Source organism: Roseibium hamelinense (assembly GCF_007830545.1).
In the GTDB taxonomy this organism is placed as follows: domain Bacteria; phylum Pseudomonadota; class Alphaproteobacteria; order Rhizobiales; family Stappiaceae; genus Roseibium; species Roseibium hamelinense.
On record NZ_VLLF01000005.1, the window covers coordinates 92,014 to 108,617 of the forward strand.

The window sequence follows — 16,604 nt, forward strand, 5'->3', positions numbered from 1 at the left end:
AAAATCAGTAGCCCTGCCCTACCGTTGGCGACGGGTCAGGGTTCGTTAACGGGGTGCTTTGGCAACCGGCAATGGTCAACCCGGCCACCAGGGACACTGCAATCAACAAGCTACGCATTCAGGCCTCCGCTCCAAACCAATGTCATGATGATGGTTTGGGGCAAGAGGCCTGAAGAACAATACTTTGGCGCCAATTTGGCGCGGGCTAAGCCTATTCGGCAGCAGCCAAATGCTCCTGCGCAGAAAAAATCCGGGCCGCGCAGAACTTGAACTCGGGGATCTTGCCGAAGGGATCAAGCTGCGGATTGGTCAGGAAGTTGGCGGGCGCCTCGAAGAAACAGAACGGAATGAACAGCATGCCGCTGGACACATCCCGGTCGGCCCGGAGTGTGAGCGTGATCGCACCGCGCCGTGTTTCCACTGTCACCTGCTGCCCAATGTCAAACCCCTGCATCTTGATATCACGCGGGTTCATCGACACCACCGGTTCGGGCTCGATCGCGTTCAGCACATTGGCCCGGCGGGTCATGGCCCCGGTATGCCAATGCTCCAGCATGCGGCCCGTGGTCAGCACCAGAGGGAACTCCTCGTCCGGCACCTCGTCTGGCGGCACCAGATCGGTCGGTACGATCTTGCCCCGGCCATCGGCGGTCGGGAAGGATTGGCCGAACAGGATTTCATTGCCCGGCTTGTCCGGAGCATCAGCCGGATATGTGACCGTTCCTTCGGTTTCCAGCCGCTGCCACGAGATGTTGGCAAGCGAGTTCATGTGTGAGCGCATTTCCTCATAGATCGCCGGAACACCGTCGTAGGACCAGCCAAGCCCCACGCGGTTGGCAAGCGCCACGATCAACTCCCAATCCGCCCGTGCTTCGCCCGGCATCGGCACGCAAGGCTGGCCGATCTGTACCTGACGGTTGGTGTTGGTGTAGGTGCCGAGTTTTTCCGCATGGGCAGAAGCCGGGAGGATCACATCTGCATGCCAGGCGGTTTCGGTCAGGAATATATCCTGCACCACCAGATGCTTGAGGCTTGCGAGCGCCTTGCGGGCATGGTTCTGGTCCGGGTCCGACATGGCCGGGTTTTCGCCCATGACATACATCGCCTCGATACCGCCTGCGAGAATGTCGTCCATGATTTCGACAACCGTCAGACCACGTGCCGGATCGAGCGTCCGCCCCCAGGCATCCTCGAACTCTGCCCGGATGTCCGGATTTTCCACCGACCGGTAGTCCGGAAACACCATCGGGATCAGACCCGCATCCGACGCGCCCTGCACGTTGTTCTGACCGCGCAAGGGGTGCAGGCCCGTGCCCGGACGGCCGATCTGGCCGGTGGTGAGGGCCATTGCAATCAGGCAGCGGACATTGTCCGTGCCATGCACATGCTGGGAGACGCCCATGCCCCAGAAGATGATTGACTTGGCGGATGTGGCATAAAGTCTTGCCACCTCACGAAGGGTCGCGGCCGGAATGCCGCAGACCGGTTCCATGGCTTCAGGGGTGAACTCCCTGTTCTTTTCCTTCAGCGCTTCGAAGCCGTCTACATGGGCCGCGATGTACTGTTCGTCATATAATTTTTCGCTGATGATGACGTTCAGGATCGCGCTCAGCATCGCGACATCGGTGCCGGGCTTGAACTTGAGCCCGTAGTCCGCATGGCGCATCAGACCCTGCCCGCGGGGATCCATGACGATCAGCTTGGCGCCATTCTTGGCCGCCTGCTTGATATAGGTGGCCGCGACGGGGTGGTTCTGTTCCGGGCGCGCACCGATGACAATCATGCAGTCGGCATCCGTGGCAGCATTGAACGGTGCCGTCACCGCACCGGACCCGATGCCTTCCATGAGAGCTGCAACGGACGAGGCGTGACACAACCGGGTGCAGTGGTCGACATTGTTGGTCTGGAAGCCCTGCCGGATGAGCTTCTGGAACAGATAAGCTTCCTCATTGGAGCCCTTGGCGGACCCGAAGCCGGCAATGCCCGCCCCGCCCTTGGCGTCCAAAGATGTCTTCAGGCCTTGCGCCGCCCGGTCGAGCGCCTCTTCCCATGTCGCCTCGCGGAACACATCAAGATAGTTGTCCCGCGTCAGGGAGATGCTTGCCGATTTCGGGGCATCGTCCCGCCGGATCAGCGGTTTGGTGAGACGCTCCGGGCTCGACACATAGTCGAAGCCGAAGCGGCCCTTGACGCACAGCCGGTTCTCGTTGGCCGGACCATCCCGCCCTTCGACCTTTACGATCCTGCCGTCCTTCACCGAAACGGACGTCAGGCAGCCGACGCCGCAGAACGGGCAAACACTATCGATGGTCTCTTCCGGATAAACTTCGCGCTTGCTCGCAGTGTCATCGAGCAGGCTCTTTTCCATCAAGGCACCGGTCGGGCAAGCAGACACGCACTCGCCACAGGCCACGCAGGTCGACAATCCCATCGGGTCAGCCAAATCGAAAATCGGGGCACTGTGCGAACCGCGATCTCCCATCCCGATCACATCATTGACTTGCACTTCGCGGCAGGCGCGCTCGCACAGATTACATGCGATGCAGGCGTCCAGATTGACCGCTATCGCCGGGTGGGAAATGTCCTGCACCGGTTTTGCGCAAGCCGAATACCGGCTCGATGTCACCCCCACCCGCTCGGACCACGTCCAGAAATCACTTTCGGGGTCCGGGTGATGATCCCGGCTCGGCTGGTCCGCAACAAGCAGCTCGAACACCATTTCACGCGCTTTGGCCGCTCGTTCGGTCTCCGTGTGCACCACCATGCCTTCGCTCGGAGTGCGAATACACGAGGCTGTCAGCGTCCGTTCGCCCTCGATATCAACCATACAGGCACGGCAATTTCCGTCGGAACGGTAGCCCGGCGCGTCCTTGTGGCAGAGATGCGGGATCCCCACGCCTTCGCGCTTGGCAACCTGCCAGATGGTTTCGCCATCTTTGGCTACAACATTCTTGCCATTCAAAGTAAATTTTGTTTCGGAGCTCATTTGCCAAACTCCTCCGGAAAGAATTTCAGTACCGACGCTACCGGATTCGCTGCTGCCTGTCCGAGGCCGCAAATGGAAGCAGACCGCATCACCGCATCCAAATCGGCGATCTTGTTCTCGTCCCACGATTTCTCTTCCAAAAGGGTCACCATCTTTTCAGTGCCCGAGCGACATGGGGTGCATTGGCCGCAGCTTTCATGCTCGAAGAAGCGCATCAGGTTCAACGCCACATCGCGCATGTCGTCGTGATCAGAGAACACGACGATGGCGTGACTTCCGATAAAGCAGCCGTGCTTGTCGAGGGTGCCGAAGTCGAGCGGCTCATCAGCCAATGATGCCGGCAAAATACCGCCGGATGCTCCGCCCGGGAGATACCCCTTGAACGCATGGTCATCCTCCATGCCGCCGCAGAACTCGTTCAGCAGTTCGTTCATGGTGATACCGGCCGGGGCAAATTTCACGCCGGGGTTCTTGACCCGTCCCGAGACGGAAAACGACCGGAAGCCCTTGTGTCCGCGCCGCCCGTGGGAGGCAAACCACTCCGGTCCCTTTTCGATTATATCGCGAATCCAGAACAGGGTTTCGACATTGTGGTTCAGGGTCGGCCGGCCAAAAAGGCCGACCTGTGCAATGAAAGGCGGACGATGGCGCGGCAACCCGCGCTTGCCTTCAATCGACTCGATCATCGCGCTTTCTTCACCGCAGATATAGGCCCCCGCGCCACGGCGCAGCTCGATATCAATCGTGGTGATGATGCCGCTTTCGCGAAGTGCCGCGATTTCCCTGCTCAAAATCTCAAGCACGGCCGGATACTCGTCGCGCATGTAAAGATAGATGCGTTCGGCCTTGATGGCATGTGCTGCGATCAAGGCCCCTTCCAGCAACCGGTGCGGGTCGCGCTCCAGATGATAGCGGTCCTTGAAGGTGCCCGGCTCACCCTCGTCACCATTGATGGTCAGGTATTTCGGGCCAGGCAGGTCGTTGACGATCTTCCATTTGGTGCCGGTGGGAAACCCTGCCCCGCCCAGACCACGCAACCCGGCTTCCAGAGCCTTGTCTGCAATCGTCGCAGCATCCAGCGCGCCGGACCTCACTATATCAAGTGTCTGGTAGCCACCATCAGCGCGGTAGGCTTCCAAAGCCGTGTAGCCGGCAATCTCGGGCGCGGTCGTACCTTCAAAAAGTGCCGCCCGGACGGACAATTCGCTGGCCTTGTCGACCGCACGCTTGCCGATCTGAACAGCCGGTGCCGCCGCACATCTTCCGATACAAGGAACTTTCTGAACCCGAACCTTCGCGGGATCGAGGCCTGTCTCCAGCGCCGCCGCAAGCGCATCCGCACCTTTCAGCGAACACGCCACGCTGTCGCAAACTCGGACGGTTAGCGGTGCAGGCGCTTGTTCGCCTTCGCGCACGATGTCGAAGTGATGATAGAAGCTGGCAACTTCATAGACCTCGGCTTGCGAAAGGCGCAGTTCCTCTGCCAACGCCCGCAAGTGTGCGGCTGACAAATGCCCATAAGCGTCTTGGATCCTGTGAAGATGCTCAATCAATAGATCCCGGCGGCGCGGCGCATCGCCCAAAAGAGCACGCACCTCGTCGAGGGCGATCTCATCAAGCTGGCGGCCCTTAGGCTGGGACGGCTTCCGGCGAAGCCCCTTGCCGAATGTCATGGCGTTTCTCTCTGGCTGGCTTGTTTTTTTAGAGAGAACGGCCAGGCTGTAATTTGTGCAAATCGTGATTTTGTATCACCTGATCAGCTCAGATGATCGAACGTTTTCCAGCTCATCTAACGCCGTCAAAAGCGCACGTGTTACCGGAAGGATCGGATCCCGATCCGGTATCACCAGACCGACCCGGGCTTCAACGTTCGGCTCCACCAGATCCCAGACCTCCAGATCTTCGGTCAAGCCAGCCTCCACTTGCAGGAGCGGTAAAATGGTTGCAAAGCCATGGTCCCGAACCAAAGATAAAATGGCGTTGAAACTGTTCGATTCAAACCTGAGGTTCGGTGTTATTCCGACGCGCCGGAAGGCATCATCAATGATACGGCGGTTTTGCATATCTCTTGTTAACAATCCGATTGGCAAGTTTGCGGCTTCAGTCCAAGTCAGTTCTCCAGTAGGGCGCGGCACAACTTCGGCCCGCGCCACAACGCAGTAGGTCTCTGTGAACAAATAGCGGCTGTTTGCCGGTAACTCCGCAGACGGTTCCGCGCCTTCAGTGTCCAGATAAGTTACACCTGCGTCGAGACTGAAATCGCTAAGCCCTGTGCCAATAGCCTTGGAGGATAGAGACAAGAGCTGCGGCATCAAGTTGGGAAATTTAACTGCAATTTGCCCGCTCAAGCGGCCTGCATATGGCGTAGCTGAAGGTACGACCCCGATCCGCAGCGTTCCATGTGGGCCTTGTTCTTCGGCACGAACGTCCTGCACTAGCCCGGCACAATCTGCGAGAATACGGCGGGCCCAGCCAAGCGCCAACTCGCCATCCGGCGTGAATCCCTCAAACCGTTTCGCGCGGTAAATCAGCGGCGTTTGCAATGCGTTTTCAAGCTTCCGAATTCTTGCGGAAAGCGCTGGCTGAGATAGTCCGCAGGCTTGAGCTGCCCGGGCAAAATGCCTGTGCTCGGCAAGCGCGATCAGCAGCCGCAAGTCAACCAGTTCATAGGGGGGCAGGCGTTCCATTGAGACGTTCCGACAAAACGGGCTTTGGCAGCATCATAGCGATGACAGCAGATGGCCGCCATCCACAGGGATAACGGAACCCGTCATATAGCGGCTCGCATCGCTTGCCAGCAAAAGAAACGGTCCATTCAGATCTTCGAAGTTTCCGATGCGGCGCATCGGAATGCGTTCGATCATTTTTTGCCCATGTGCCGTGTCGAAAAAACCGGCGTTTATTTCGGTTTCAAAATATCCGGGCGCAAGGGCATTGACCCGGATGTCGTGGCGCGCGAGGTCGAGCGCAAGCGCTTTCGTCATCTGGACAACCCCGGCCTTGGAGACCGCATACGCGGCGACGCCCGAGCCAACCCGCAGGCCCAGGATCGATGCAATATTGACGATAACACCCGGTCGGCGCTCTTCTCGCCAATGATTTCCGCACGCAACCGCCATAAGCCAAACACCGCGCAGATTGACGCTCATGACAGCATCGAAATCATCGGCTGATTGGTTGAGTGGCGAGCCGTCGCGCGCTGTACCTGCGTTGTTGACCAAAACATCGAGACCGCCCAATCCGCTTACGGCTTCATTGACAGCGTCCTCCACGGATGCCTCGTTGCTGACGTCCAGGGCAATAGGAATCGCATCGCTTGCCCCTAGGTCATTGAGTTCGTGAACCAAGTGTTCCAAGCGGTCGGTGCGCCGTGCTGCTATTGCGACCGCGGCCCCTTCCAAGGCGCAGGTTCTTGCGAAATGCTGCCCAAGACCACTCGATGCTCCGGTGATCAGAACACGTTTTCCCGTTAGACCGATGTCTTGCTTCAACCACCCCTCCCATTCATTGGGACCGATGGCAAATCAAAACGGTCAGGCCGTCAAGCAGTTAGATGGGAAAAAGCCGCAACAACGGACTGATACACAGGGCGCTTGAAAGGTACGATCAACGATGGCAGGTTTTCGGCCTTTTCCCACCGCCATGCACCAAACTCCGCATCATGCCCATCCGGCGGTGAAACGATGTTTATCTCGTTTTCTGAGCCCGCGAACCTGCAGGCAAACCACTTTTGAGCTTGCCCACGGTATTTGCCCTTCCTGCTCTTCCGGACCACGTCTGGTGGATAGTCATATGCCAGCCAACCTGGCGCTTCGGCAAGGACACTGACCGACTTGATCGAGGTCTCTTCATACAGTTCTCGCAAGGCCGCTTTTGCAGGGTCTTCCCCTTTGTCGATGCCCCCTTGCGGCATTTGCCATGCATATTCGTATTCAGAGGCTCCGTTACCATCGTCACGCTTGCCGATCCAGACAAGCCCGTCTTTGTTTAAAAGCATGATGCCAACACACGGGCGATACGGCAGCCCGTCAATTGCCGGCGGAAAGTCCGAACCGAATTCAAAGTCCATCTGACAAACCTATCTGTCGATTGTCGCGCTGACCGGAACGAGCTGAAGGCCGCGTTCTTCGAGATCGCGTGCCCATTCTTCAATCCTGCCGATAGTGACGGGCAACGCTGAACCAGACGCCACCGCGTATCCTCGGGCACGGGCAATTCCCTCCAATTGAAGCAGCTTAGCGTCGATCTCGTTTGCCCTCGGCACTTCATCTAGAACAACATCGACCCCGCTATAAGGCGTCGCTGTTTGTTCAGAGACCTCTTGGGCCAGCGACCTCGAGGACCCGCCATTGTCTACATACATCAACCCCCGCTCCTGCAGTTTTTCAAGAAGGAACTGCATGGATGGACGCGTTGATGTGAAGCGCGCGCCCATGTCATTGATTACGCCGACGTAGTTTGTGACCCGGGTTAAAAGCCAGGCGAGCCGATCCAGCATCTCTACAGGCTGGAGGCTGACGAGAAGCGTGTGAGGACCAGGGTCATTGTCGGGAAAATCGTAAGGCTCAAGCGGTATTTGCAGCAGCAATTCATGCCCCTTGCGGCGGGCCCGTTGCATCCACCTGTCCAAGTCTGTTCCGTAAGGAGCAAAGCCGAAGGTGACATCGACGGGCAGACGATCAATGGCCGCCTGTGTCCCGGTTTGACTGAGTCCGAGTCCGTTGACGACGACCGCGATTTTGGGAATAGAAGAGAAATCGCTTGCAAATGGGCGCGCATAGGCGTCAAGCGGCCGAATGCCTGCCGAACTCACTTTCGGAAGGAAACCGTAGTCCGACCGCTCCGACACACGCGGGTCGGGATTGATCAACAACCCGCCACTCATGTTTTCCCGGGTCACACCGGGCGGGAAGGTGGTTTCCTCATAGCGGGGACCTAACCTGTCGAGGTCGGTTTGCGGGCGCATGTTGGGGCCCAAGTCATTATCCAGACTTGGACGGATCTCCACAACCTCAATGTCACGCTGTGTAACACCTTCAACGGTTGCCTCAAGAGGAATAACTGCGGTTGGTTCTCCGCCAAACGGGTCGTCAACCACCCCCATCCAGATGACACCGGTCATCAAGACAACACTGATGATCCCGGACCCAATCAGCCCGAAGGGCAGGCGCACAAGGCGCCTTTTGCCCATTCCTAAGGGAGCTGAAAGATCATCGCTTGCCATGGCATCCAGTTGTCTTGCGCTCCTTTTACGGAGCGACACTCATAGGTACCAACAAAATACACATGGACCGTTGAAGGAAAACGGCGCTTTTCATGCAAAGCGCCGTTATTCAAGGGTTAATTAATTAGGCACGGACGCTTGGTCTTCACCAAGTGGCGGAAAAGCACTGTTTACCTGCACACCGCGCAGAAGGTCCAAAGCAAGCTTCAGCTGCGTGTCATCTGCCGGATCGGCAGGCACATACGCCTGACTGCCCGAAGCCTCCTCGCCGTCCTCTTCACTTTCAAGGTGGCCGCGCAACCCCGCTTCGCCCTTGGTTTCCGCACGCCCGACGAGCTCTTCCGGCAAATCCTGAAGTGCTTCGATATCAGGAATAATACCCTTCGCCTGGATCGAAGTTCCCGACGGGGTGTAGTAGCGAGCGGTCGTCAGCCGGATTGCTCCATTGGCGCCGAGCGGGATGATAGTCTGAACGGATCCTTTGCCGAAGGAACGCGTTCCCAGCACTGTTGCACGGCGATGGTCCTGCAGCGCACCTGCGACAATCTCAGAGGCCGAGGCCGATCCACCATTGACCATGACGATGACCGGCTTGCCGTCGGTGAGATCGCCTGAGCGCGCATTGTATCTTTGGGTCTCGTCCGAATTCCGGCCACGGGTTGAAACGATTTCACCGCGATCCAAAAATGCATCAGACACTGCAATCGCCTGGTCCAGCAAGCCACCGGGGTTATTCCGCAGATCGACGATGTAACCCTTCAGGTTGTCCTCACCGATTTCAGCTGACATTTCTTCGATTGCCTGCTTCACCCCGTCAAAGGTCTGCTCGTTGAATTGCGTGACACGAATGTAACCGACATCGTCTTCCTCGCGCCAGCGCACAGAGCGAATCCGGATGACATCGCGAGTGATTGTAACGTCGAACGGGTCGGCGACACCATCGCGGCGGATAGTCACCACGATATCAGTATTGACAGGCCCCCGCATCTTCTCGACGGCTTCATTTAGCGAAAGCCCCTGAACCTGTTCGCCATCGATATAGGAGATGAGGTCACCAGCGAGGATGCCGGCCTTGAAGGCGGGAGTGTCATCGATCGGAGAAACGACTTTGACAAGACCATCTTCCATGGTCACTTCAATCCCCAAGCCTCCGAATTCGCCGCGGGTTTGGACCTGCATATCTCGAAAGCTTTTCGGAGACATGTAGCTTGAGTGCGGGTCCAGAGATGTCAGCATCCCGTTTATGGCGCTCTCGATAAGCTGCGCATCGTCGGGGACCTCAACATAGTCAGAGCGCACGCGCTCAAATACGTCGCCGAATAGATTGAGCTGGCGGTAAGTATCCGATGCAGCCGCGTTCGCCGAATCCGAGACACGGAATGGAACCTGTGCAAGTGTTGTCACCGCGGCCGCGCCCATAAGGGCGCCGACGAGCAGCAAGGAAGCTTTTCTTATCATCCGCGAGCCTTTTCTTTCTCCGTGCTCACCCACCATGGGGATGGATCTATAGCACGTCCGTCCTTCCGAAATTCAACATATAGGACAGGTTGGGAAGACCCCAACCCGATCGTCGATGCGCTTGCCCATTTTGTGGCGCCCATTACCCCAACGGGTTCCCCTGCCAGCACAAACTGACCGAGCTCAGCATCAATTCGCTCCATACCTGCGAGGAGCACATGGTAGCCATCGCCCGTGTTCAGGATCAAGAGCTGCCCATATGACCGAAACGGACCCGCATACACAACCCACCCGTCTGCCGGTGAGGTGATCGCCGATCCGGCCCGTGTCGCAATGGACTGGCCCTCCACAATACTACCAAATTCGTCTTGCTCCCCAAAGTCCTTCAGCAACTCGCCCGAGACTGGCATCGGCAATTGTCCGACCGCATCAACAAATTGAACGGCAGGCGCCAAGCGCCCAGGGTCAGAGAATGGATCAAACCGTTTCCGGTTGCCACGCTTAGCATCTTTCGCGGCCTGGCGCGACTTCTCCGCCGCATCGCGTGCGCTTGCGATTTCCGACTCCAGCTTCGATATCAGTTCTTTGAGTGTTCCTGCTTGGGCAGCCAGTTCTTCAGAACGGCTGCGCTCTTGGGCCAGCTGCCGCGCCGTTTTATCCCGCTCCTGGCGCTTCACACTTAAGAGGAGTTCGAGCCTGGACTTTTCTTCAGCCAGCCGCATCGCATCGCCTTTTAAACCCTTTTCCTCTTCAGCGATAACAGACTTCAGCCGTTGCAGCTCGCTTAGATCCGTTGCGAGAGCTTCTGTTTCGACGCGCAATTCAGGCATCACTGCGTTTAAAAGGATCGCACTACGCACCGCTGACAGCGCGTCGCTTGGCCGCACAACCAAAGCCGGCGGCGGCCGACGGCCGATACGCTGGAGGGCAGCGAGCACCTGCGAAAGTACTTCACGACGCGCAAACAGCGACTGGCGGACAGCGTCTTCGTTTTCGCCAAGCCTCCTCAACCGCCGTTCCGCATCGGTTAGGTCACTTTCAAGGCCCTGTATGCGATCCGCCGTCCGCAGGATCTTGCCATTCAAAGTTTCGCGGTCACGGTCGAGCGCTGCAATCTCAGCACTGATTTCGGACTGCCTTTCGGTAGACAGCCTTATGTCTTGGGACAGAGCGTTGAGCTCTTGCTCCCGCTCCAGCTTCCGTTCCAGAGCTTTCGCCACTTCGGGCGCAAGCTGCGCCTCGATCTGTGTTTCCGGCTCTTCAGTGGCAAAGGCATGCGGAACATTAGCGCCCGCCCAAACCAGTGCGAACGCCGCGAAAACCGCCCGGCTTCGTATGACGTAGTAACTTTCTCGCCAAACCGTGCCCAAAGAACCGTGCCTGCCGATGCTGAGAGGTGTAACTGCCATCCGCTCTCGTTACCAATCGGGCGTTAAGGAAGCCTTTACCAACCATTCTTCAGTTGGCTTTGCCTCCGCCCATCGAAATTCTTCCGTAGCGGTACGCTTTGAATAAGGCAACATGCGGGCAGCCTTCTCCATTCAGATTGACGGAGCCGCGTAATTCACCTTCAATCTACTCGCGGTGATACGGATGGCCCGTTAAAATGGTCGTTGCCCGATAAATCTGTTCCGCAAGCAGGACCCGCGCAATTTGATGGGGCCAGGTCATCGGCCCAAGGGCGAGACGTTTGTTGGCGCGCGTCAAGACGGCCTCGCCATGACCGTCGGCGCCACCGATCGCGAATACCACTTCGGGAATTCCGTCATCACGCCAACGCGCCAGCATATTGCAAAATTCCGACGAACTCATACCCCGGCCGGCTTCGTCAAGAACCACGAGTTTCGCTCCGGGTGTGAGCCCGGACAGCATGACTTGTGCTTCGTCTGACTTACGGTCCGGGACCCGTTGCTGCCGGCTTTCTGCATGCTCGGAGACTGTCACCGCTGTGATACCAACGGAGCGGCCAGTCTTGACCGCTCGTTCGATGTAGCGATCGCAAAGCTGTTTCTCTGCACCGGCCTTCATCCGACCGATGCAAGCAATGGTAAAGCGCATGAAATCTTGCCCGAACACTGAGTTCGGCTTCAATCGGCTATGACATTGGCAGACCGGTCAGACGACCGTTTTAGCCAATGTACTGTGGAGCTTCATCCGGCTCGACTGCCCACATTTTTTCCAGATTGTAGAAGCCTCGAACTTCCGGCCTGAAGATGTGCACAATCACATCACCGGTATCGATCAGCACCCAATCACAGGTGCTTTGTCCTTCCACAGTGGCACGTCCCTCGCCTGCGTCTTTGATGTCCCGCAGAAGGTGATCAGCAATCGCTCCGACATGCCGGTGCGACCGGCCAGAAACGATCACCATGTGATCGGCCAGAGCGCTCTTTCCAGAAATGTCTATGGTAACAATGTCCTCGGCTTTGGAGTCGTCAAGACTTGCGAGAACAGTCGAGATCAGGTCGGCCGGAAGTTCAGCGCTTCCGGGGGCCTGCGCAGGAGAGGACGATAAAGCCCGCTCGCTTTCAAAGGTCATGGTCAGGTGTAATGCCTTTCGCCTTAGTTTCTGCCCCATAGGTGGCTGTCTCGGCTGTGCAAAGGCATGTGAATATCATATGTCTGAGCGACCTTAACAGGTTCTGGGGCATTGACCGTACCTAAACCGCGATTGTGTGCGGCACGTTGAAAAATACGCCTCTCGCTTTGCATTTTCAAGACAAGGCCCGGTTTACCGCGGTTCGAGACCGTTTTAGCTGCCGCTGCGGCGTAGATCTGTGGACGATGCGTCATCTAGGGATGTGTGCAAGAATGTCCAAATCGGAGGCGCCATATCCGGAAGCAAAGCAGCATCTTCTTCGGGAAGCCTATGTTTCTCATAGGCTTTTGCCATCGGTGCAGACAACACAGACAAAGATGCGCCCGGACGGTCAACGATCGCAATGGGCACCAAACCGAGAATTGAACGCCAATCCTGCCATTTGTGAAAACCCGCTAGATTGTCAGCACCCATGACCCAAACGAATCGCAGACCAGGACGCATTGCCCTCAGCTTTTTGATTGTGCGGGCGGTGAATGGTGTTTGGAGGACCGTCTCGTAGGCCGTGACCTTCATGCGCGGATGATCGGCAAGCGCGTTGGTCATATGCAGGCGCATTTCGAGGGGGGCGAGGTCAGAATGATCCTTAAGTGGATTTCCCGGCGTAACAAACCACCAGACCTGATCCAGACCCAGACGTTTCAATACTGTTGTTGCAACCAATCTGTGACCGGAATGCGGCGGATTGAAAGACCCGCCGAAAAGCCCGATCCGGTTGCCAGGCTCTGCATGCGGCAATTTCAGCCAGTCGGCCGCGCCCGGACGGATTGCTGATGAGAGGTTCATGGGCGGGTTTGACCCTCACCCCTGACTTGATACTTGAAACTGGTCAACTGCTCGACGCCGACCGGACCGCGGGCATGCATGCGGCCAGTCGCAATACCGATTTCGGCGCCCATGCCGAACTCGCCGCCGTCAGCAAATTGGGTTGAAGCGTTGTGAAGCACAATGGCGGAGTCCACCTCCGTCAAAAACCGTTCTGCTGCATCCGGGTCTTCAGTGATGATGCAGTCCGTATGACTGGAGCCAAATGCTGCAATGTGATCCATCGCGCTTTGGAGGTCTGGAACGGTTTTGACAGCCAGGATCTTGTCGAGATACTCCGTCTTCCAGTCGTCTATGGTTGCTGGAACGACATGCTGCACGAGCCGCCGGGTGGTTTCGTCGCCGCGTATCTCGCACCCCTCCTCCTGGAGCCGCTGCGCCACATCGGGCAAAATCATCTCTGCCACATCTTGATGGACCAGCAGAGTTTCCGCAGCGCCGCAGATCCCTGTGCGGCGCATTTTTGAATTCAACACAATATCGCGCGCCTTGGCCGGATCGGCCGCCTTGTCGATGAAAATATGTACCAGCCCTTCCAGATGTGCGAACACCGGTACACGGGCTTCAGATTGAATACGCCCCACCAAGCTCTTTCCACCGCGCGGGACGATTACGTCAAGATTGCCGTCCAGGCCCGCCAACATCTCACCGACCGCTGCTCGGTCGGAAACTGGAACCATCTGGATCGCATCCGCTGGCAGTCCCGCCTCTTTCACCCCCTGTTGGAGCGCGGTGTGGATCGCCTTATTAGAATGAAGCGTATCAGAGCCGCCGCGCAAGATCACAGCATTTCCAGCTTTCAGGCACAATGCTCCGGCATCTGCAGTCACATTTGGCCGACTCTCATAGATTACACCGATCACTCCAAGAGGCGTCCTGACCCGGCTTATCTTCAACCCGTTGGGCCGGTCCCAAGATGCCATATTGCTGCCGACAGGGTCCGGCAGACTTTTGATATCTTCCAAAGCCGAGGCAATTGCGTTTATGCGCCCCTGATCCAATGTTCCGCGATCCAAAAATGCAGTCGTTTGGCCTTTCGCCCTCATGGCGTCGATATCCCGGCGGTTGCCATCAAGAATAACCGCCTGAGAGGCGCGGATTGCATCAGCCATGGCCTGTAAAGCGGTGTCTTTAACTTCCGGTGAAGCGGTTGCAAGCACACGCGCAGCGCGCCGCGCGCGGCTCCCCAAATCACGCATGACATCGCTTATGGAACTGATTTCGGCTCGTTCAAGCATTTCAAATCTACCTTGAAAGTGGGCCCGGCATTTTGGGCTGGCTAGGTGTCGCCTTTCTCAGGCGGCTTGTCAAAAAACGCATCCTCAAGCACGAGATCATCCCGATGTACCATTTCAGCGCGGCCCGGGTATCCGACAATAGCCTCGATTTCACGGCTGTTCCGGCCGGCGATCATTCTTGCTTCGTCATGATCATAAGCAACGAGCCCGCGGCCTATGATCCGGCCCGATGCGGACAAAATGTTGACAGCGTCACCACGCAAAAAGTTGCCCTTCGTCAGGGTGATCCCCGCTGGCAAGAGGCTCTTGCCCTTGCGCAAAGCTGCGACCGCGCCGTTGTCGAGAACTAAGTCCCCACGCGGTTCGAGATGTCCGCCAATCCACGCTTTGCGGGCTGAAGCCGGCGTTGCAAGCGCCGGAAACCAAGTCGCCCGCGCACCGCCATCCAGCTTCGAGATCGGATGAAGCGGCTTGCCGGTCGTGATCGCCATCGTCGTTCCGGCTATCGTTGCAATCTTTGCAGCATCAATTTTCGTCTTCATGCCGCCACGTGACAGTTCCGAACCCGCACTACCTGCCATTGCTTCAATTTCAGGTGTTATTCGAGGCACTTCCGGCAAAAATACTGCATGCGGATTGTGTGCTGGCGGAGCGGTGTAAAGCCCGTCAATATCGGACAAAAGCACAAGGCAGTCCGCACTTGCCATTGCGGCCACCCGGGCCGCAAGCCGGTCATTGTCGCCATAGCGAATTTCAGACGTGGCCACAGAATCGTTTTCATTGATGATCGGGATTGCACCGAGCTTCAAAAGCATCCCGATGGTGGCCCGGGCGTTGAGGTATCGCCTGCGCTCCTCAGTATCGCCGAGCGTCAAAAGGATTTGGCCGGCGCGTTTGCCGTGCAGGCCTAAAGCGTCCGCATAAGCTTTTGCCAGCTCGATCTGTCCCGCGGCGGCAGCCGCCTGGCTCTCTTCCAGTTTCAAAGGTCCGCCGGGCAAACCCAGGATCCCCCGGCCGAGCGCGATGGATCCAGACGACACCAAAAGCACATCTACATCCCGGCTGGCCAAGTCAGCCACGTCCTTGACCAAGGCATCCAGCCAGTCGCGCTTTAGCGCGCCGTCTTCCACGAGGAGTGCAGAACCGATCTTGATCACGACACGTTTAAACCGCGCAAGCTTCGCCCCGCTTGTCATTAGGGATACCAGCTTTCTTCTTTTTGGGAGGGAACAGAATTTGCCGCGTCTTCCTTATCCTTGTCGATTGCCCTCGCAATCATGCGCAGCGCAGTGTCCACGTTCCGCCCGCTGGCCGAAGACAGGATCAGTGGTTTTTGTCCACTGGCCGCCTCAAGTGACGCCGACTTTTCCTGTATCAGTTCGTCATTCAGAGCATCGCATTTGGACAAAGCCACGATTTCCGGTTTTTCAGGTAACCCGTGACCATAGGCCTCCAGCTCCCCTCGGACCACACGATAGGCGGCACCCGGGTCTTCTTCGCCCGATCCATCGACCAGATGCAGCAGCACACGCGTGCGCTCGACATGGCCTAGAAAACGGTCGCCAAGTCCGGTCCCCTCATGGGCCCCCTCGATGAGACCGGGAATGTCAGCTATTGCGAAACTGTTGCCATCAATCTGGACGATGCCAAGGTTCGGATGAAGTGTCGTAAACGGATAGTCTGCAATCTTCGGCTTTGCTGCCGAGACCGTCGCCAGAAAAGTCGATTTACCCGCATTTGGCAGGCCAACGAGGCCGGCGTCTGCGATCAGCTTCAAGCGTAACCAGATCCATTTTTCTTCGCCCTCGAGCCCGGGATTAGCCCGGCGTGGCGCCTGGTTGACCGAAGACTTGAAGTGAGCGTTGCCAAAGCCCCCATTGCCCCCCTTTAGGAGCACAACGCGCTGTCCGATATTGGTGAGGTCCGCAATGATTGTTTCGTTGTCTTCTTCCAGGATCTGCGTTCCAACTGGAACTTTCAAGACCACATCGCCGCCATGCGCGCCTGTCCGGTTCTTTCCCATGCCGTGAATGCCTGTTTCAGCCTTGAAGTGCTGTTTGTAGCGATAGTCGATCAAGGTGTTCAGCCCGTCCACACACTCAACGATAACATCGCCCCCCTTGCCGCCGTCACCGCCGTCTGGCCCCCCAAATTCAATGTACTTTTCACGCCGGAAAGAGACACACCCGGCGCCTCCATTGCCGGACCGAACATAAATCTTTGCCTGATCGAGGAATTTCATTTTTCTACTCTTTTTGTCCTGCTGCCAGGCTC

14 protein-coding genes are annotated in these 16,604 nt (G+C 57.4%); all 14 read right to left on the reverse strand.

Annotation, left to right across the window (positions count from 1 at the left end; genetic code table 11):
- Nucleotides 1-211 precede the first annotated feature (211 nt).
- Entirely contained in the window at nt 212-2,986 is a 2,775-nt protein-coding gene (gene fdhF, locus JM93_RS11485; protein ID WP_145343465.1) for a formate dehydrogenase subunit alpha, read from the reverse strand.
- Nucleotides 2,983-4,659: an NAD(P)H-dependent oxidoreductase subunit E gene (locus JM93_RS11490; protein ID WP_145343466.1), complete on the reverse strand. Its 1,677-nt coding sequence runs from the start codon at nt 4,657-4,659 to the stop codon at nt 2,983-2,985. The genes fdhF and JM93_RS11490 overlap by 4 nt, the downstream gene beginning before the upstream one ends.
- 75 nt (nt 4,660-4,734) lie before the next feature.
- The gene (locus tag JM93_RS11495; protein WP_145343467.1) at nt 4,735-5,673 is read right to left on the reverse strand and encodes a LysR substrate-binding domain-containing protein; all 939 of its coding nucleotides are present in this window, start codon (nt 5,671-5,673) and stop codon (nt 4,735-4,737) included.
- A gap of 33 nt (nt 5,674-5,706) precedes the next feature.
- Entirely contained in the window at nt 5,707-6,477 is a 771-nt protein-coding gene (locus JM93_RS11500) for an SDR family NAD(P)-dependent oxidoreductase (RefSeq protein ID WP_145343468.1), read from the reverse strand.
- 50 nt (nt 6,478-6,527) lie between these two features.
- Entirely contained in the window at nt 6,528-7,055 is a 528-nt protein-coding gene (locus tag JM93_RS11505) for an RNA pyrophosphohydrolase (protein ID WP_145343469.1), read from the reverse strand.
- A gap of 9 nt (nt 7,056-7,064) precedes the next feature.
- Entirely contained in the window at nt 7,065-8,210 is a 1,146-nt protein-coding gene (locus JM93_RS11510) for a divergent polysaccharide deacetylase family protein (RefSeq protein WP_208995131.1), read from the reverse strand.
- A gap of 120 nt (nt 8,211-8,330) precedes the next feature.
- Nucleotides 8,331-9,668: a S41 family peptidase gene (locus JM93_RS11515; RefSeq protein ID WP_145343470.1), complete on the reverse strand. Its 1,338-nt coding sequence runs from the start codon at nt 9,666-9,668 to the stop codon at nt 8,331-8,333.
- On the reverse strand, nt 9,665-11,077 hold the full coding sequence (locus JM93_RS11520; protein WP_145343471.1) for a murein hydrolase activator EnvC family protein: 1,413 nt from the start codon (nt 11,075-11,077) through the stop codon (nt 9,665-9,667). Before JM93_RS11520 ends, JM93_RS11515 begins: the two co-directional genes overlap by 4 nt.
- A 166-nt stretch (nt 11,078-11,243) precedes the next feature.
- Nucleotides 11,244-11,726: a 23S rRNA (pseudouridine(1915)-N(3))-methyltransferase RlmH gene (gene rlmH / locus JM93_RS11525; protein ID WP_145343472.1), complete on the reverse strand. Its 483-nt coding sequence runs from the start codon at nt 11,724-11,726 to the stop codon at nt 11,244-11,246.
- Nucleotides 11,727-11,796: 70 nt separating this feature from the next.
- Nucleotides 11,797-12,207, reverse strand: coding sequence for a ribosome silencing factor (rsfS, locus tag JM93_RS11530; protein ID WP_145343473.1), 411 nt, complete (start codon nt 12,205-12,207; stop codon nt 11,797-11,799).
- Nucleotides 12,208-12,420: 213 nt separating this feature from the next.
- Nucleotides 12,421-13,053 carry a nicotinate-nucleotide adenylyltransferase gene (locus tag JM93_RS11535; protein ID WP_145343474.1) on the reverse strand — a complete coding sequence of 211 codons (633 nt, stop codon included), beginning with the start codon at nt 13,051-13,053 and terminating at the stop codon, nt 12,421-12,423.
- Entirely contained in the window at nt 13,050-14,330 is a 1,281-nt protein-coding gene (locus tag JM93_RS11540; RefSeq protein ID WP_145343476.1) for a glutamate-5-semialdehyde dehydrogenase, read from the reverse strand. Before JM93_RS11540 ends, JM93_RS11535 begins: the two co-directional genes overlap by 4 nt.
- A 41-nt stretch (nt 14,331-14,371) precedes the next feature.
- The gene (proB, locus tag JM93_RS11545) at nt 14,372-15,526 is read right to left on the reverse strand and encodes a glutamate 5-kinase (RefSeq protein WP_145343478.1); all 1,155 of its coding nucleotides are present in this window, start codon (nt 15,524-15,526) and stop codon (nt 14,372-14,374) included.
- Nucleotides 15,526-16,572: a GTPase ObgE gene (obgE, locus tag JM93_RS11550; protein WP_145343480.1), complete on the reverse strand. Its 1,047-nt coding sequence runs from the start codon at nt 16,570-16,572 to the stop codon at nt 15,526-15,528. The genes proB and obgE overlap by 1 nt, the downstream gene beginning before the upstream one ends.
- Nucleotides 16,573-16,604: the final 32 nt, after the last annotated feature.